This window comes from Branchiibius cervicis (assembly GCF_042661605.1).
GTDB classification, from domain to species: Bacteria; Actinomycetota; Actinomycetes; order Actinomycetales; family Dermatophilaceae; genus Branchiibius; species Branchiibius cervicis.
In genome coordinates, this window is sequence record NZ_JBHSWJ010000002.1 from 3,000,398 (window position 1) to 3,017,135 (window position 16,738).

General features: G+C 68.1%; 16 protein-coding genes. 11 read left to right on the top strand and 5 right to left on the bottom strand.

Annotated elements, in window-relative coordinates; translation table 11 throughout:
- The first annotated feature begins 29 nt into the window (after nucleotides 1–29).
- Nucleotides 30–1,610 carry an HNH endonuclease signature motif containing protein gene (locus ACFQBT_RS15555; RefSeq protein WP_377824028.1) on the top strand — a complete coding sequence of 527 codons (1,581 nt, stop codon included), beginning with the start codon at nucleotides 30–32 and terminating at the stop codon, nucleotides 1,608–1,610.
- Between the two features lie 54 nt (nucleotides 1,611–1,664).
- Here the strand turns inward: ACFQBT_RS15555 and ACFQBT_RS15560 are convergent, their stop codons facing one another.
- From ACFQBT_RS15560 to ACFQBT_RS15580, 5 genes are all read right to left on the bottom strand, one after another.
- The gene (locus ACFQBT_RS15560) at nucleotides 1,665–3,119 is read right to left on the bottom strand and encodes a nucleobase:cation symporter-2 family protein (protein WP_377824030.1); all 1,455 of its coding nucleotides are present in this window, start codon (nucleotides 3,117–3,119) and stop codon (nucleotides 1,665–1,667) included.
- Between the two features lie 75 nt (nucleotides 3,120–3,194).
- Nucleotides 3,195–3,659 (bottom strand): peroxiredoxin, encoded by a 465-nt coding sequence (locus tag ACFQBT_RS15565; RefSeq protein WP_377824032.1) that lies wholly within the window; start codon nucleotides 3,657–3,659, stop codon nucleotides 3,195–3,197.
- Nucleotides 3,656–4,504, bottom strand: coding sequence for a bifunctional allantoicase/(S)-ureidoglycine aminohydrolase (locus ACFQBT_RS15570; RefSeq protein WP_377824034.1), 849 nt, complete (start codon nucleotides 4,502–4,504; stop codon nucleotides 3,656–3,658). Before ACFQBT_RS15570 ends, ACFQBT_RS15565 begins: the two co-directional genes overlap by 4 nt.
- Nucleotides 4,504–5,916, bottom strand: a complete 1,413-nt coding sequence (locus ACFQBT_RS15575) for an NAD-dependent malic enzyme (RefSeq protein ID WP_377824036.1) — start codon at nucleotides 5,914–5,916, stop codon at nucleotides 4,504–4,506. The genes ACFQBT_RS15570 and ACFQBT_RS15575 overlap by 1 nt, the downstream gene beginning before the upstream one ends.
- 89 nt (nucleotides 5,917–6,005) lie before the next feature.
- Nucleotides 6,006–6,479 carry an Lrp/AsnC family transcriptional regulator gene (locus ACFQBT_RS15580; RefSeq protein ID WP_377824038.1) on the bottom strand — a complete coding sequence of 158 codons (474 nt, stop codon included), beginning with the start codon at nucleotides 6,477–6,479 and terminating at the stop codon, nucleotides 6,006–6,008.
- A 138-nt stretch (nucleotides 6,480–6,617) separates the two neighbouring features.
- Between ACFQBT_RS15580 and ald the strand changes: the two genes are divergently transcribed.
- From ald to ACFQBT_RS15630, 10 genes are all read left to right on the top strand, one after another.
- A complete protein-coding gene (ald, locus tag ACFQBT_RS15585) occupies nucleotides 6,618–7,733 on the top strand; it encodes an alanine dehydrogenase (protein WP_377824040.1) in 1,116 nt (371 codons plus the stop codon).
- Between the two features lie 9 nt (nucleotides 7,734–7,742).
- Nucleotides 7,743–8,750, top strand: coding sequence for a glucose-6-phosphate dehydrogenase (coenzyme-F420) (fgd, locus tag ACFQBT_RS15590; RefSeq protein ID WP_377824042.1), 1,008 nt, complete (start codon nucleotides 7,743–7,745; stop codon nucleotides 8,748–8,750).
- An 81-nt stretch (nucleotides 8,751–8,831) separates the two neighbouring features.
- A complete protein-coding gene (locus tag ACFQBT_RS15595) occupies nucleotides 8,832–9,407 on the top strand; it encodes a PadR family transcriptional regulator (RefSeq protein WP_377824044.1) in 576 nt (191 codons plus the stop codon).
- A complete protein-coding gene (locus ACFQBT_RS15600) occupies nucleotides 9,404–10,132 on the top strand; it encodes an ABC transporter ATP-binding protein (protein ID WP_377824046.1) in 729 nt (242 codons plus the stop codon). The genes ACFQBT_RS15595 and ACFQBT_RS15600 overlap by 4 nt, the downstream gene beginning before the upstream one ends.
- Nucleotides 10,129–12,939 carry an ABC transporter permease gene (locus ACFQBT_RS15605; protein ID WP_377824048.1) on the top strand — a complete coding sequence of 937 codons (2,811 nt, stop codon included), beginning with the start codon at nucleotides 10,129–10,131 and terminating at the stop codon, nucleotides 12,937–12,939. Before ACFQBT_RS15600 ends, ACFQBT_RS15605 begins: the two co-directional genes overlap by 4 nt.
- A 43-nt stretch (nucleotides 12,940–12,982) precedes the next feature.
- Nucleotides 12,983–13,171 (top strand): hypothetical protein, encoded by a 189-nt coding sequence (locus tag ACFQBT_RS15610; RefSeq protein ID WP_377824050.1) that lies wholly within the window; start codon nucleotides 12,983–12,985, stop codon nucleotides 13,169–13,171.
- Nucleotides 13,172–13,256: 85 nt separating this feature from the next.
- A complete protein-coding gene (locus ACFQBT_RS15615) occupies nucleotides 13,257–14,048 on the top strand; it encodes a lactate dehydrogenase (protein ID WP_377824052.1) in 792 nt (263 codons plus the stop codon).
- Nucleotides 14,048–14,566, top strand: coding sequence for an ACT domain-containing protein (locus tag ACFQBT_RS15620; protein WP_377824054.1), 519 nt, complete (start codon nucleotides 14,048–14,050; stop codon nucleotides 14,564–14,566). Before ACFQBT_RS15615 ends, ACFQBT_RS15620 begins: the two co-directional genes overlap by 1 nt.
- Nucleotides 14,567–14,672: 106 nt before the next feature.
- Complete coding sequence (locus ACFQBT_RS15625; RefSeq protein ID WP_377824056.1) at nucleotides 14,673–15,005, top strand: ArsR/SmtB family transcription factor; 333 nt, start codon at nucleotides 14,673–14,675, stop codon at nucleotides 15,003–15,005.
- 7 nt (nucleotides 15,006–15,012) lie between these two features.
- A complete protein-coding gene (locus ACFQBT_RS15630) occupies nucleotides 15,013–16,728 on the top strand; it encodes a SulP family inorganic anion transporter (protein ID WP_377824058.1) in 1,716 nt (571 codons plus the stop codon).
- Nucleotides 16,729–16,738 lie beyond the last annotated feature (10 nt).

Here is a 16,738-nt window from a genome sequence, read left to right on the forward strand (position 1 = left end):
TTCGGCGATGTCCTGGGGAGGTAACGCCAATGGTGCTCACTGCACATCAGAATGACTGTGCTGCAGCGATTCTCGATGACATCGCCGTCGAGCTCATGGTGGCTGAGTTGCACACGCTGCTGGACCGGTTCACTGCGGCCGGTTCGTGGGCCGGGGTCTCTCCCGATCAAGCGCGACAGGCGTCCGGACGTCTCGCCTCGGCGCGAGCCCGACTCGATGCCGTGCTGATGACTGCTGCGGCACGGGTCCGCGACGCGGTGACCGCCGCCGGTGGTTCGCCGGGACAGGCGGGGACGCTGTTGGCCAACGAATTCGGGGGCGACCGTCGCGAGACCGGAGTCTTGCTGGCCCTGCACGAGCAGTTGAGCGATCGTCCCGCGACCCGCGGGGCGTTCGCCGACGGCACGCTGTCCAAGGACCAGGTGGCGGTCATCGCGCGAGGCGTGAGCGCCCTGCCGGACTCGGTGCGCAACGCCGATCGGGAGGCGGCGGAGAGGTCGCTGCTGGACGCCGCGCCTGAGCTGTCCCTGATAGACCTACGACGGCGAGCGACGCGGATGCGCGAGGCATTCGAGACGGCGCAGGAGGCGGACGCTCATGAGGACGCACAACTGGTCGATCAGGAGGCGGCCGCGTGGGCCAAGTCGTCCTTCTGGATGAAGGAGGTCTGTCCCGGGCAGGTTCGCGGGGGCTTTCTGCTGCCGACCGCGCAGGGCCAGATGTTGAAAACGGCGCTTGAAGCGATCAGTGCGCCACGGCGTTTTCACCTGAGCGATTCTTCGGTCGTGACGAGCAAGTCCGCATCGTCAGGTCACGCGTCGCCGCCGACGTGGGCAGTCGATGACACCGTGCGCCCGCCGGCAGCAGACCCCAAGCGCTCGCCTGGCTTGACCACCCCTACTGACCCCGCCTCGGGCGATCCAAGGACGGCATTGGGCCGGGCGACGGCCGGCGAGTGGGCGCGGAGCGGTGATCAACTGGACGCTGAACTCGACGAAGCAGATCGCGCCGACGCGGGCGGGTTGCCCATGGACGCGGCGCATCGAGAAGGACGGGCGCTGGCACAGCTGTGTGAGCATCTGCCGCTGGATGCCCTGCCCGGCGCGGGTGGCGTATCGGCAGTGATGACCGTCAACCTGGACTACGAGACCCTGGCGCTGGGAGTTCGCGCCGCCACCTTGTCGACCGGGGATCGCATCAGTGCCGGCGAAGCTCGTCGGCTGGCCTGCGGTGCGCAACTGATCCCGCAGGTGTTCGACGGAGCGTCTCTGCCCCTCGACCTCGGCCGGGCAAAACGCCTGTTCAGCACCGCCCAGCGCCGAGCGGCGGCGAACAAATATGGCGGATGCGCGTTCCCCGGCTGTGAGAAGCCACCCGAATGGTGTGAAGGCCATCACTGGCGACGACCCTGGGCGACCGGCGGCACCACCGACCTTGCGGACCTGGCGCCGCTGTGCTCCTCTTACCATCGCCGGGTCCACCTCGAGGACATCCCGATCCGGTTTCGTGACGGGCACCTGGAGTTCTCCGTCCAATCCCGCGGACGGCCTGCCGGCGAACGGGCCTGGCGGCGCAACCGGCGCTACCGCGTGCCGCCGACGGAGGGCTGAGCGATGAGCAGTAGCACCGGTCGCGCAACGAGATATCGTGAGCAGGTCCGTCTGTCAGGCGTTTTCGATGATCGCCTGGCGGGCGCGCGGGTGGATCGCCTCGCGGCGCATCTGCAGGCGCTCCTCGTCCTCATCGGAGATCGCGCCCGACGGTGGCGCTTCGGAGAAGATCGGGCCCTCCGCCGAATCGGAGCGGCCGACGATGTTGAAGATGATGTTGAGCAGCACCGCGGTAATGGCGGCAGCACTGATGCCGGAGTCGAAGATCACCCGGAACCACTCCGGGAACTGGTCGTAGAAGGTCGGCACAGCGATCGGGATGATGCCCATACCCAGCGAGAGAGCGACGATCACCAGGTTGGCGTTACCGGAGAAGTCGACCTTGGACAGAGTGCGGATACCACTCGCGGCCACCGTCCCGAAGAGGGCGAGACCGGCACCGCCCAGCACCGGCAGCGGCACGATGGCGATGATCGCGCCCAGGATCGGGAAGAGGCCGAGCACGAAGAGGATTGCCCCGCTGACAGCGACCACGAACCGCGACTTGATCCCGGTGATGGCTACCAGGCCGACGTTCTGGGCGAAGGCGCTGACCGAGAAGCCGTTGAACACGCCGGCCACGGCCGAGGCACCCATGTCGGCCCGCAGGCCGGCGGTGACCTGATCACGCGTCGCCGGCTGATCGATCACCTCACCGACCGCGAGGATGTCCGCGGTCGTCTCGGTCATCGTGACGAGCATGACTACGAACATCGAGATGATCGCGCCCACGGCGAAGGTCGGCATCCCGAAGTGGAACGGCGTGGTCAACTGGAAGACGTTGGCGTCGGAGATCTTGCTGAAGTCGGTGATACCGAACGGGATCGCCACGATCGTCCCCAGGACGAGACCGAGCAGAATCGCGACACGACTGAAGAACCCGGGCAGGAACCGGTAGATCAGGACGATCAACAGCACCGTCAAAGCTGCAACCGCGATGTTCTTGGGGGCACCGAAGTTGGGCGTGACACCGGGCGTACCGCCGCCGGCCCACTTGATGGCCACCGGCAGCAGGGACATACCGATGATGGTGATGACCACACCCGTGACCACCTCGGGGAAGAATCGCAGCAGGCGGGTGAAGACCGGTGCCAGCAGCAATCCCAGCACCGCGGCCACGATGAGTGCGCCGTAGATCGCCCGCAGCCCGGCGTGACCACCGCCCACCGAGGCACCAATGGTGAGCATCGTCGAAACGCCCGCGAACGACGTACCCTGCACCAGCGGCTGGCGGGCACCGATCTTCCAGACGCCGATCGTCTGCAGCAACGTTGCGAGGCCGGACATGAACAGGCCGGCGGACACCAGGAAGGTGATGTCCGTGGCGGACAGCTTCAGGGCATTGCCGACGACGAGCGGTACGGCGACCACTCCGGCGTACATCGACAGCACGTGCTGCAGCCCGTAGAGGAACATCTGCGGGGCCGGCAACACCTCGTCGACCGGGTGTTTGGCGGTGACATCAGACATGGGTGTACCTCCGAAAGGTCATCGTTGACCGTCGAATTCGGCGTCGCCCTCGTGCGGCGCCCGGGTGAGGTGGCCTCAGCGGGCCGACAGACCGGCGAGCTGGGCGGCTGCGTCGGCGCGGCCGTCCACCTCGTAGTCAGCGCTTTCCACCGTGCCGTCGGGACCGACGACGAAGGTGCTCCGCAGCAGGCCGACCATGGCCTGCCCGTTCACGGTCTTGGGTCCCCACGCACCCCAGCGCTTGGCTGTCGTGGCGTCCGGGTCGCTCAGCAGAGCGTGACCGAGGTCGAATTGATCTGCGAACCGGGACAGTTCGTCCACCGGATCGGGTGACACGCCGTACACGACGGCATCGGCGGCGGTGATGGCCGGCAGTTCGTCGCGGTAGCTGCACACCTGGTCGGTGCACACCGGACTGAACGCCTTGGGGAAGAAGTAGACGATCACGCGCCGCCCGGCCAGGGTGGCGATGTCCACCGGCCCTCGGGTTCCCTCAAGCGACAGGGCGGGTGCCGCGTCGCCGACGTTGACGCGGCTCACGCGAAACTCCGCGGCAGTCGCATGTGGCGGTTGACGTCCTTGTAGAGCAGGTAACGGAAGCGGCCCGGGCCCCCGGCGTAGCAGGCCTGCGGGCAGAAGGCGCGCAACCACATGAAGTCGCCCTCTTCTACCTCGACCCAGTCCTGGTTGAGTCGGTAAACCGCCTTACCCTCCAGCACGTAGAGCCCGTGCTCCATGACGTGGGTCTCGGCGAACGGGATCACCGCACCGGGTTCGAAGGTGACGATGTTGACGTGCATGTCGTGCCGCAAGTCGGTCGGGTCGGCGAATCGCGTCGTCACCCAGCGTCCGTCGGTGTCCGGCATCGGCGTGGGTACGACGTCCTCCTCGTGCGTGACGAAGGCATCCGGAGCGTCCAGACCGGGGACGGGCTCGTACGCCTTACGGATCCAGTGGAAACGCGCCTCGGTCGAGCCGTGGTTCACCGCCGTCCACCGCTGCGCCGGGGGCAGGTAGACGTAACTGCCGGCGCGCAGTTCGTGCCGGTCACCGTCGATCGTGATCGTCAGCTCGCCCTCGACGACGAAGAGCACCGACTCCGCACCCAGATCGGTCTCGGGTCGGTCGCTGCCACCCCCGGGTGACACCTCGACGATGTACTGCGAGAAGGTCTCGGCGAACCCGCTGAGCGGTCGGGCCAGCACCCACAGCCGCGTGTCGTGCCACCCGGGCAGGAAGCTGGTGACGATGTCACGCATCACGCCCCGCGGGATGACCGCGTAGGCCTCGGTGAACATCGCGCGATCGGTGAGCAACTGGGACTGATCCGGATGGCCGCCGTGCGGTGCGTAGTAACTCGCGGGACGGACGGGTGCGGTGGTCATCAGTTCTCCTCGGTGGTGGCAGCGGGCTGGGTGACGGCAGTCGCCTGAACGGCGGCGGCGACGGCGGGTGCGACGCGGGCGTCGAAAACACTGGGAATGATGTAGCTGGAGGTCAATTCGTCCGATGCCACACATCCGGCGATCGCCTCAGCGGCCGCGACCAGCAACTCGGTCGAGATCTCCCGGACGCCGGCATCGAGCAACCCTCGGAAGAGCCCGGGGAACGCCAGGACATTGTTGATCTGGTTCGGGAAGTCGCTGCGACCGGTCGCGACCACCGCCGCGTGCTCCGCCGCCTCGAGCGGGTCGATCTCCGGGTCGGGGTTGGCCAGCGCCAGGACGATCGCACCGTCGTTCATCGTGGCGACGTGCTTGCCCTCGATGACCCCCGGTGCGGACACGCCGACGAAAACGTCGGCGCCGGCGAGCGCATCGTGCAGCGTGCCGACGAAGCCCGAGGGATTGGTGTTGTCGGCGATCCAGCGACGGTGCTCGTCGGCGTACTCGCGGTCGTGGTCGACCGCACCGTTGCGGTCGCACGCGATGATGTCGCGCGCACCCTGCGCCTTGAGCAATTGGATGATCGCGTGTCCGGCGGCGCCCACGCCGCTGACGACGATGCGCACCTCGGAGATCTCTTTGCCGACCACGCGCAGCGCGTTGATCAGCGCAGCCAACACCACGATCGCCGTACCGTGCTGGTCGTCGTGGAAGACGGGGATGTCCAGCTCCTCACGCAGCCGACGCTCGATCTCGAAACAGCGCGGGGCGGCGATGTCTTCGAGGTTGACGCCGCCGTAGACGGGTGCCAGCGCCTTGACGATCGAGATGATCTGCTCGGTGTCCGTGGTGTCCAGGCAGACCGGCCAGGCGTCCACGTCGGCGAACCGCTTGAACAGGGCCGCCTTGCCCTCCATCACCGGGAGCGCAGCAGCCGGTCCGATGTTGCCCAGACCGAGGACGGCGGTCCCGTCCGTGACCACGGCCACCGTGTTGCGCTTGATGGTCAGATGCCTTGCGTCGTCGGGGTTCTCGTGGATCGCCATGCACACTCGCGCGACGCCCGGGGTGTAGGCCCGCGACAGCTCGTCGCGGTTGCGCAGCTCGACCTTGGACTGGACCGACAACTTGCCGCCAAGGTGCATCAGGAAGGTGCGGTCGCTGACGTTGGCGACCTCGACGCCATCGACGGACTTCAGTGCCTCGACGACCTCGGCGGCGTGGGTGACGCCCCGGGTGTAGGCGGTCAGGTCGACGACGACACCCTCGTGGCCGGACTCGACCATGTCCAGCGCGGTGACGTCGGCGCCGGCAGAGGCAGCTGCAGCAGCCAGAGCGGCGGTGGCACTGAATCCGGCGGGCGCGGAGACCCGCGCGGTGATGCTGTGGCCGGGACTGGTCTGAACCGTCATCGGTGACGCCTCCTTGGTTTCCGTATTGTGGAGATTACTTTCCACAATACGCAACGTCAAGGGCTTCTTGTGGTCTGGTTCACATGGGTTCAATCGAAGCGGTGGGACTGCACGTGCTGGAAGATCAAGGACGTCTCGGTGCTGGCTACGTCGGGGATCGCGCTCAGGTGCTCGATGACGAAGTCGTTGAGCGCGTTGGTGTCGGGAACCGCCAGGTGGATCATGAAATCGTGCGTGCCGCCGAGTAGGTAGACGTTGCGCACGCCGGGCAGGTCGGCCAGATGGTGCAGGAACTTGGTCAGGCGGGAGCGGGCGTGGGCACGCATCCGTACGGCGACCATCGCTTGCAAAGGGCGTCCGGTCAGCGCCGGATCGATGTCCGCGTGGGTGCCCCGCAGCACGCCGTCCTCGACCAGTCCGCGGACCCGCCCGAGCGCGGTCGACGGCGCGACGCCCGCCTTGGCCGCGAGCGCGTTGTTGGGTGTGCGGGCGTCCGCGGCGAGCTCGCGCAACAGAATCCGGTCGACTTCGTCCACCGTGGTACGCACATCCTTCGACGGCATCCTGTGATCCCGGTCACTTTCCGAACGCGTGGTCACTTTCATCTCCCCGAACCGAAGAATGTTCGGACAATCTATCGGTTTCCAGGTTCTGGGAGTAGCAATAGCACGCTGGAACCGAACCCCTCATCAGGAGAAACCATGCGCGTCGGCGTGCCCCAGGAAGTCAAGAACAACGAATTCCGGGTGGGCATCACTCCCTCCGGCGTGCACGAGTTGGTCACTCACGGCCACGAGGTGCTCATCCAGACCGGCGCCGGCGAGGGTTCGCAGATCACCGACGCCGAGTACGCCGCCCAGGGCGCCACCATGATCGCCGACGCCGACGAGGTGTGGGGCAATGCCGAGATGGTGATGAAGGTCAAGGAGCCAATCGCCAGCGAATACCACCGGCTGCGCGAGGATCTGGTCCTCTTCACGTACTTGCACCTCGCGGCGGACGAGGCGCTCACCAAGGAACTGGTGGCTCGGCGTACGACGGGCATCGCCTACGAGACCGTCCAGTTGCCTTCGGGTGGGCTGCCTCTGCTGTATCCGATGTCGGAGGTCGCCGGCTGCCTGGCCCCGCAGATGGGCGCGTACTACCTGACCAAGCCGCAGGGCGGCCGCGGAGTGCTGATGGGCGGAGTCGGCGGCGTCGCCAACGCAAAAGTCGTGATCATCGGCGCAGGGGTGTCCGGCCAGAATGCGGCGAACATCGCGCTCGGGATGGGTGCCGACGTGACGCTACTGGACACCGACCTGGACAAGCTGCGGATGTCCTTCTGGCGCTACAACAATCGCGTGCAGGGTTTGGCGTCCTCGTCGTTAACGATCGCCCAGCAGGTCCGTGAGGCCGACCTGGTCATCGGCGCCGTGCTGATCCCGGGCGCCAAGGCACCCAGTCTGGTGTCGAACGAGCTTGTCTCGCAGATGAAACCCGGCTCGGTGCTGGTGGACATCGCGATCGACCAGGGTGGCTGCTTCGAGGACAGCCGGCCCACGACGCACGCCGATCCGGTCTACCCGGTGCACAACTCGACGATGTACTGCGTGGCGAACATGCCCGGCGCCGTACCCAACACGTCGACCTGGGCGCTGACCAACGCGACGTTGCCCTACGCGGTGCGGCTCGCCGACCAGGGCTGGCAGGCCGCGATGCGCGCCGACCGCGCCCTGGCTCTCGGCCTCAACACGCACGCGGGTGCCATCACCTGCGCGCCGGTCGCGGACGCCTTCGGGATGGAGTCGGTCGCCGTCGAGTCAGTGCTCGCCTAGTTTGGGCGTATGACGCTGCGCATCGGATACAAGGCTTCGGCAGAACAGTTCGCGCCCCGGCGGTTGCTCGACTACGCCGTGCTCGCCGAGCAGATCGGGCTGGAGAGCGTCTGGATCAGCGACCACTTCCAGCCCTGGCGGCACCACGGCGGGCACGCGCCGTACTCGCTGAGTTGGCTTGCGGCGGTGGGGGAACGCACCGATCACGTCCAATTGGGTACGTCGGTCATGACCCCCACGTTCCGCTACAACCCCGCTGTGGTCGCCCAGGCGTTCGGCACGCTCGGCTCGCTGTATCCCGGACGCATTGCGATGGGCGTCGGCACCGGCGAGGCACTCAACGAGATCGTCGTGGGCTCAGTGGATTCCGGGCAGTGGCCGGACTTCAAGGAACGGTTCGCGCGGTTGCGCGAGTCGGTGCGGCTGATGCGGGCGTTGTGGACCGGCGAGCGGGTCAGCTTCGAGGGCGATTACTACCACACGGTCGACGCCACGATCTACGACAAACCGGAGCAACCCATCCCGGTCTACATCGCTGCGGGCGGTCCCACGGTCGCCAAGTACGCCGGCCGGATGGGCGACGGTTTCATCTGCACCTCCGGGAAGGGTGAGGAGCTCTACGTCGACAAGCTGATCCCGGCGGTCGAGGAGGGCCTGTCCTTGGGCAAGCGAGACAACGTCGACCGGATGATCGAGATCAAGCTCTCCTGGGATCCCGACCACGCCAAAGCAGTCGAGAACTGCCGGTTCTGGGCCGCCCTGTCGCTGACCCCCGAGCAGAAGCACGGCACCAGCGACCCGTTGGAGATGGAAAAGCTCGGCGACGCGCTCTCCGATGAGCAGATCGCCTCCCGCTGGATCGTCTCCTCCGACCCCGACAAGGTGGTCGCAGCGGTCAAGCAGTACGTCGACTGGGGCTTCGACCACCTGGTCTTCCACGCCCCCGGCGACGACCAGGAGCGTTTCCTACGCACCTTCGGCGAGCAGGTGCTGCCGGGGCTGCGCGAGCTGGGCTGAACCGCGCGCGTTGCGCGTTGACTCCGGGGTATACGCGGTATAGATTCCTCTCACCCTTACTCGGTATACCCAGGAGCATCCGTGTCCGTCCGCCTCGGCCTGTTGGCCATCCTCTCCGAGGGTCCCGTGCACGGCTCCGGCCTGCGCGCGGAGTTCGAAGCCCGCACCGGCGGCACCTGGCCGCTGAACGTCGGTCAGGTCTTCACCACCCTCGGGCGCCTGGAGCGCGACGGCCTGGTCGAGCAGACCGGGCCCGCCGACGAGGAGGGCAAGATTGAATACGCCCTCACCGACGCCGGCCGCGCGCAGGTGCAGGCCTGGTGGGACTCACCGGTCGAGCGCGCCGGCAGCCCGCGCGACGAGCTGGCGATCAAGTTGGTGCTGGCCGTGACCTCCCCAGGGGTCGACGTACGCCGCGTGGTCCAGACCCAGCGCACCGCCTCCATGGCGCAACTACGCGACCTGACCCGCCTCAAGCGGTCCTCGGAGAAGACCACGGACATCGCGTGGACCTTGCTGTTGGAGAACCACCTCTTCACCACGGAGGCCGAGGTGCGGTGGCTGGACTACGTCGAGTCGACGCTCACCCGCAGTCGCGGATCTGCGCGCACCGCAATCGTTTCCGACTCCCCCGCCACCCAGGAGGCCACCCCATGAGCGAGCAACCGATCCTGAGGATGCGCGGCGTCACCCGCATCCACGGCACCGGCCCGCAGGCAGTGCACGCACTGCGCGGAATCGACCTCGACGTCGCACGCGGCGAGCTGGTCGCGGTCATGGGCCCCTCCGGCTCCGGCAAATCGACCCTGCTCAACCTGGCCAGTGCGCTGGACACCCCGACCGACGGCTGGATCACCGTCGACGGGGTCGACCTCAGCGAATTGAACCCGGCGCAGATCGCCCGCATACGGCGCCGCAAGATCGGCGTCGTCTTCCAGGACTTCAACCTGATCCCCTCGCTGACAGCAGGCGAGAACGTCTCCTTGCCGTTGGAGTTGGATGGCCTGTCCGTCCGCAATGCCCGGGCGGCTGCCTTGAAAAGCCTTGAGTTCGTGGGCTTGCCGGAGCTGATCGACCGCTACCCGGACGCCATGTCCGGTGGTCAACAGCAGCGGGTAGCCATCGCCCGGGCGCTCGTCGGCGAGCGCCGCCTGGTCGCGGCCGACGAGCCGACCGGCGCGCTGGATACCCAGACCGGCGAGGAAGTCCTGCGGGTGTTGCGCGAACGGTGCGACGACGGCGCCGGTGGCCTGCTGGTCACGCACGACGCGCGGCACGCCGCCTGGGCGGACCGGGTGATCTTCTTGCGCGACGGCCAGGTCGTCGATTCCACCGGCGTGGCGGCGCAGCCGGAGGACCTGCTGCGCGGGGTCGGCGCATGACCCTCCTGGACGAACGGCCCACGACCTCCCCGCAGCCAGCCGTCTCGGGGGCGGCTGGCTGGCGGGGCAGTTGGCGGGTGTCCCTGCGGATGGCTCGCCGCGACGTACGCCGGCACAAGGGCCGCAGCGCGATCGTCGCCTTGATGGCCGGGTTGCCGATCGCGTTGCTGTGCTTCGCCTTCACGATGGCCGCAACGGTCACGATCACCGGGGCTGAGCGGATCCCCTCGGAGCTGGGTAGCGCCACCGCAGCCGTGAGCGTTGCCCAACTGGGCCAGGTCGTATCGCAAGAACCGGACGGCAACGGCTGGGGGTGCTGCTCGGACGAGAAGGGCCTGAACATTCCGGGGTATCCCGCGAACGGAACCCTCTCGGCGCAAACGGCGGCCATCGGCGCGTTCGTCAATGGGCGCGCGGTCATCGACTTCACCGCCAGCGGTCGCGTGCAGTTGTCCGGATCCAATCCCGAAGCGCAGATCGGCCAGCTCAACCCGGATGGAGGCTCAACCCCGCTGGCCCGGCTGGTCGAGGGCAGCTGGCCAACCGGGCCGACCGAGGCCGTCATCTCGCGCGACAGCCGCATCGGCTCGTTGCCGACGCGGGGAGACCTCACCGTGTTGCTGAACGGCCAGCGATACCCCCTCACCGTGGTCGGCGTCGTCGACACCGCCGCACGCGTTGACGTATTCACGCCGTTGGAAGTCGGCGCTCGCAACACTCCGGCGTGGCTGATCGAGCGCGCGGCACCGGTCACATGGGCGGAGGTCCAGCGACTGAACCGCTACGGGCTGGCGGTGCTGTCCGCCGAGGTGTTGCGCAATCCGCCACCCGCGAGCGAGGTCGACAACCGCGTGGCAGATACCGGTCTCTACGCGCTCGGTGCGCTGTTCCTTGCCTTGATCGTCATCCTGCTCACGGCTCCGGCGTTCGCAGTCAGCGCCTCCCGCCAGCGCAGGACCCTTGCTCTCGCCGCAGCCAACGGCGCCGAACAACGGCAGTTGCGGCGCGCCGTACTCGCGCAGGGAGTCGTGCTCGGGGCGCTCTCGGTGATCGGTGGAGCCGTCGTAGGCGTCGGAGCCGCCTATGCGCTGAGCCAGTGGTTCCCGCCGACGTATTCCTGGGGCGGACCGTGGGACGTGCCGTGGCTCGCCATCCTGGGAGTTTGCCTGCTCGGTGTCGTCGCGTGCGTCGTTGCGGCGCTGCTGCCGGCATTTCGACTGGGGCGCCTTGATGTCGTCGGAGTGATGAAGGGGCACAGCGTCTCGCCGGCGCCACGGCGATGGCTCGCGGTGCTTGGACTGGCCTCGACGCTCACGGCAACGGCATTCCTCCTGTTGGCTCCGGTCAGCGACTCGCACTTCGTCACCGCCTCGCCGACCAGGGAGTTCTGCGCAGCGGCCATCATCGCGCTGTGCCTGGGCGGGCTGATGACCGTGCCGTGGCTGCTGGTGACTCTCGGGCGACACAGTTCGCGACTGCCGGTCGCCCTACGGATGGCCGCACGTGACACCGCCCGCCACCGGTCCCGCTCGATCCCGACGGTCGCCGCCACACTGGCCGCGACTGCCGCGGTCGTCGCGGCGCTGGTGTCGTTCGCGTCGATGGACTCCTACGAGGCGCGCAACTACGTGGCATCCACCGTGCCCGGCGAGTCGTTCGTGAACTCGCTCTACGACGGCAGCCCCGCCGCGACCCGAGAAGTCACCGCCGCGGTCCGGCAGTTGTATCCCCATTTCGTCATCACGCCGCTGCGCGTCGTGTCAGACCCCTACGTCGTGGCCGCAAGCAGCTACAACCCGCAGGACAACAAACCGGTGACGAAGGGCCATATCACGGCGGTCCTGCTACCCGGATGCACGCTGGAGCAAGCGGCGCAGCCTCCGTCGACCGGCTGGAGCAGCGATCGCTCGCTGCCCAACCCGGACCATTGCAGCCGCTACTCCAGTTCGGGTTTCACAACCAACAGCAGCCTGGCGGTGCTGCCGGCGAGCGAGATCGAGCGGCGCCTCGACCTGTCCGCGGGACAACGCGCGGCGCTCGATCGCGGCGCGCTGGTCATGCTCGGAGACGCCCTACCTCAGGTCGTCACCGTGGCCGGTGCGGACTACACGGTCGGAAACGAGACCACCTACCGCGATGTCGTCGAACACGCCGGTGTTCCGGTGGTGGCCATCGCGCCGACCATCGACAACGGGGCGGCCTTCACCTCCGTCGCCGGTGTCCTGACCACCCCGCAGACGGCGGCATCGCTGGGCTGGACCGATCACCTGGCCGATGGCGGCGCGCTCGTCCGCAACCCCGCCGGATCGATCAGTGAGCAAGCCGAGCAGCGCATCGACGACCAGTTGACGACAACCTCATTCGCCGTGGAGCGCGGTTTCCGCAGCAGCAGCGCAACCATCGTCGCGGTCCTTCTCGCCGTGCTGCTGACCTTGCTCCTCGTCACCACCTTGACCTCCACCGCGCTGGCGATGGCCGAGCAGCGCGCCGACGACGCGACGATGGCAGCGGTCGGTGCCACCCGGCGTACCCGCAGGTTGATGGCGGCCGGGCACGCCTACTGGCTGGGCATCCTCGCGACTGTTTTCGGTGCACTGGCGGGGGTCGTCGTCGGCCAAGGGCTGGCCCGACTCGCGGTCGCGCAGCGGATGGCCTACGCGGACGGCACGGTCCCCGACGCCACGGTCTTCGTCACGATCCCGTGGCTCTCGATCGTCGCGATCGTGGTCATCGCACCGCTGGTCGCCGCCGCGCTGGCCTGGCTCGCCGTACGCAAAGCCCCACGGGTCACGCGCCGCGCTACCTGAGCGGGGCAACAGAGCCGAAACACTCCTCGTCTAGCGTGGCGGTGTGGATGTAGCGGTGATCGGAGCGACCGGCGACATCGGACGGCAGATCTGTGCGCAGCTGATCGAGCGCCGGGTGGTGCCGACGACCTCGCGACTGCAGTTGGTCGGCCGCCGCGGGGTTCGTCGCAGACCGCCGCCCACGGACTGCGGGCCGACCTGCGCGACGCCTACTCCGAGCACGCGCCGCTGATCGACGTTGCCGTTGCCCCGGAGGACGTCGTCGCCGACGTCATCATCATGGCCGCCGGGGCCACGCCCCCGCCTCGCCGGGTGCGGTGGTCGACCGCCGTGAGTTGGCGGCGGTCAACGCCCGGGTCTTCACGGCGTACGCCGAGCGCCTGGCCGAACACGGGGCCGGCCACGAGGTCGTGATCGTCGTCTCCAACCCGGTCGAGCTCGCGGTCGGGATCCTGGCCAAAGCCCTCGGCCGGCACCGGGTGATCGGGATGGGCGCCTGGCTGGACACCCTGCGCTTCCGCCGCGAGATCGCCTCCACCCTGGGCTTCCCGCGGCAGCGGATCGGCGGCTTCGTGGTCGGCCCGCACGGGGATGACATGGTGCCGCTGTGGTCGACGGTGCGGGTGACCGGACTGACCGTGCCGGAGCGGAAGGTCGCGGTACGCCGGGCCCGGGGCGACCGTTCCCTGGATGACTTCACCGCCGAGATCGACGCCGCCAAGACCCGGATCGCGGAACTGGCCTCGTTGGACATGACGGCGGCGTTCGCAGAGATCTACGACTGGCCGCCGGATCTGCGCACGGTCACCCGCCCATGGCTGACCCACCAGAGCGGGGCCAAAACTGCTTCCGGTACGGCGAACGCCACCGTCGAGCTGATCGACACCCTGTTCGACGGTCGGGAGATCGTCGTGGCGGGACAGGTCCGTCTCGACGGCGAGATCTCAGTGGGCGGCGAACCCGTGCGCTCGGTGACCGGGGTCCCGGTGATCCTCGGACCGGAAGGTTGGAAGCAGGTAGTGCTGGACGACCTCGCGCCCGATGAGGAGCGGCGGCTCCGGGCCAGCCTGGACAAGACCGATGCCATGCTCGCGCCGTGGGAGGTGTGATGGAGACCGACGACCAGATCGGCTACGTCGCCTTCGTGCGCGGCGTCGACCGCACCGGCACCCTGACCTCGATCGCGACCGCCATCTCGACGCGGGGCATCAGCTGTGATTCCTTCGCCACCAACGATTTTCGTAGCGGAACGGCCGCCATCACGGCCGTCTTCCGGACCTCGGAGCGGCTCCAGCGGGCCCTGGCGCGCACGCTCAAGCGGCTACCCGCCGTACATCAGGTCGTCATCCTGCCGCTGACCGATGAGCGGGTGCACGCCAGCGCGGTCCTGGCCTTCCCCGACGGCCAGCCGTTCCACCCGCCGCCCAACGTCACGCTGCGCTGGTCCGGGGATCCCACCCGCGGCCAGCCGGTGCTGATGGAGGGCCAGTTCGTCCAGGTGCAGACCACCGTCGAATCGGCGACGGAGACGGGCGCCGACCTGGTGGCGATGGCGATACTGCCCCCACGGGTTGTCGAGGGGATCGACGTTGTTGAGGGTGCCCGGCCCGCAACGGATCCTCAATAACCTCGATCTCCTCAGGATCGGCCCCACCGGTTCGCGACCATCCATCGCGTGTGTCATCATATGAACAATTCTTCACATGATGAAGGTGCGATCCCAGGAGGTACGAATGTCCGTCCCGCTCTATCAGGCAAAGGCCGAGTTCTTCCGCACCCTCGGGCACCCGGTCCGTATCCGGATCCTGGAACTGCTCTCCGAGCGTGAACACGCCGTCCACGAACTGCTCGCCGAGATCGGCGTCGAAGCCTCCAGCCTGTCCCAGCAACTGAGTGTGTTGCGCCGCTCGGCACTGGTCACCTCACAGCGGCGGGACGGCGAGGTCATCTACGCGATCGCCGTACCCGAAGTGAACGACCTGCTGCAGGCCGCCCGACAGATCCTGTCGGCGGTCGCCTCCGAGCAAGCGGAACTGGTCGCCCAACTCGCCCGCACCACCCACTGAAAGCGCCATGAGCACGACCGCTGGGTCCGTCACGCCCCTACGCCGCGTGACCCGCCTGCTACCCACCCGCGCCGACCTCGAGCAGATGCGCACCAACCCACGCCGCGACCTGCTCGCCGGCCTCATGGTCGCGCTCGTCGCGCTGCCGCTGGCCCTCGGTTTCGGCATCAGTTCCGGAGCCGGCGCCGCCGCCGGCATCGCGACGGCCATCATCGCCGGCCTGGTGGCGGCGGTCTTCGGCGGCAGCAACCTGCAGGTGAGCGGGCCGACCGGGGCGATGACCGTCGTACTGGTCCCGATCGTCGCAACGTACGGCGTGTCCAGCGTTCTCGTCGTCGGCATCCTGGCCGGTGTGCTGCTGGTGATCCTCGCACTCGCAGGGGCCGGCCGGGTGATGCGCTACGTGCCGGTGCCGGTCATCGAGGGCTTCACCATCGGCATCGCGTTGATCATCGGTCTCCAACAGGTGCCTGGCGCTCTCGGCGTCCACGTCAAGGCCGACGGGGTGATCGCAACGGCCATCGCATCGGTGCAGGACTGGTTCAAACACCCCCAGTGGGCTCCGGTGCTGATCGCGCTCGCGGTCGCTGCGGCCATCCTGTTACTCGCCCGCGTCCGACCCGGCATCCCGGTCGCCCTGCCGGCGATCATCGTGGTCACCGTCGCAAACCTCGTGATGCATCTGGGCGCGGAGCAGATCGGCAAGGTTCCCGCCGGGTTGCCCGCACCGAGCCTGCCCGACCTTTCCCCCGGCGCCATGCGCCAGCTGGTGATCCCGGCCATCGCGGTAGCAGCGCTCGCCGCCTTGGAGTCGCTGATGTCGGCCAGCGCAGCCGACGCGATGACCGTCGGGCAACGGCACGACTCGGACCGCGAACTCTTCGGACAGGGCCTGGCCAACATCACCGCGCCGCTTTTCGGCGGCGTTCCCGCCACCGGCGCCATCGCGCGCACCGCCGTCAACGTGAAGACCGGCGCGCACTCCCGGCTCGCCGCGATCACGCACTCGCTGCTGCTGCTGATCGTGGTCCTGGTCGCCGGTGGGCTGGTCGGCAAGATCCCGCTCGCAGCACTGGCCGGTGTGCTGATCGCGACCGCCGTCAGCATGGTCAGCGTCTCCAGCGTCCGCACCCTGATGCGCGCCACGAAGCAGGATGCCGCGGTCCTCGCGATCACCGCCGTGGCCACCGTCGCGTTGGACCTGGTCGAGGCCGTCATCATCGGCATGATCGTGGCCGGCGGCCTGGCTCTGAAACAAGTCGCTGCGAGCGCCGCGGTGAGCACCGAAGACGTTGCGGCTCTTGCCGATTCGCGCGCCGACGACCTGGAGCGTGAGCACCTGCTCGACGAACACATCGTCGTGTACCGGTTGGAAGGGCCGTTGTTCTTCGCCGCCGCCCACGACTTCCTGCTCGAGCTGACCCGGGTCAGCGACGTGCGGGTGGTGGTGTTGCGGATGGCGCATCTGACGGCGATCGACGCCACCGGTGCCGCGACCCTGGCCGACGTCATCACCCGGCTCGAGCGGCGCGGGATCACCGTGATGCTGTCCGGGGTGCGACCTGAGCACGCGGCGATCCTGCAGGGCCTGGGCGTCTACGACACGATGGCCCACGAGCGGCACATCTTCGCGACAACCCCCGAGGCGATCGCGCATGCGCGCGTCCACGCCTCTCGCCTCCCGCACGACCCGGGCTCGCCGGTCGAACACGCCACGGCCTGAGTAATCACCG

What these genes read in the sequence shown, in the direction of transcription:
- ald (WP_377824040.1), top strand. Translation starts at nt 6,618, where the DNA reads ATGCGCGTCGGCGTGCCCCAGGAAGTCAAGAACAACGAATTCCGGGTG.
- ACFQBT_RS15580 (WP_377824038.1), bottom strand. Translation starts at nt 6,479, where the DNA reads ATGCCGTCGAAGGATGTGCGTACCACGGTGGACGAAGTCGACCGGATT.
- ACFQBT_RS15555 (WP_377824028.1), top strand. Translation starts at nt 30, where the DNA reads ATGGTGCTCACTGCACATCAGAATGACTGTGCTGCAGCGATTCTCGAT.
- ACFQBT_RS15560 (WP_377824030.1), bottom strand. Translation starts at nt 3,119, where the DNA reads ATGTCTGATGTCACCGCCAAACACCCGGTCGACGAGGTGTTGCCGGCC.
- ACFQBT_RS15625 (WP_377824056.1), top strand. Translation starts at nt 14,673, where the DNA reads ATGTCCGTCCCGCTCTATCAGGCAAAGGCCGAGTTCTTCCGCACCCTC.
- ACFQBT_RS15575 (WP_377824036.1), bottom strand. Translation starts at nt 5,916, where the DNA reads ATGACGGTTCAGACCAGTCCCGGCCACAGCATCACCGCGCGGGTCTCC.
- ACFQBT_RS15570 (WP_377824034.1), bottom strand. Translation starts at nt 4,504, where the DNA reads ATGACCACCGCACCCGTCCGTCCCGCGAGTTACTACGCACCGCACGGC.
- ACFQBT_RS15620 (WP_377824054.1), top strand. Translation starts at nt 14,048, where the DNA reads ATGGAGACCGACGACCAGATCGGCTACGTCGCCTTCGTGCGCGGCGTC.
- ACFQBT_RS15630 (WP_377824058.1), top strand. Translation starts at nt 15,013, where the DNA reads ATGAGCACGACCGCTGGGTCCGTCACGCCCCTACGCCGCGTGACCCGC.
- fgd (WP_377824042.1), top strand. Translation starts at nt 7,743, where the DNA reads ATGACGCTGCGCATCGGATACAAGGCTTCGGCAGAACAGTTCGCGCCC.
- ACFQBT_RS15605 (WP_377824048.1), top strand. Translation starts at nt 10,129, where the DNA reads ATGACCCTCCTGGACGAACGGCCCACGACCTCCCCGCAGCCAGCCGTC.
- ACFQBT_RS15600 (WP_377824046.1), top strand. Translation starts at nt 9,404, where the DNA reads ATGAGCGAGCAACCGATCCTGAGGATGCGCGGCGTCACCCGCATCCAC.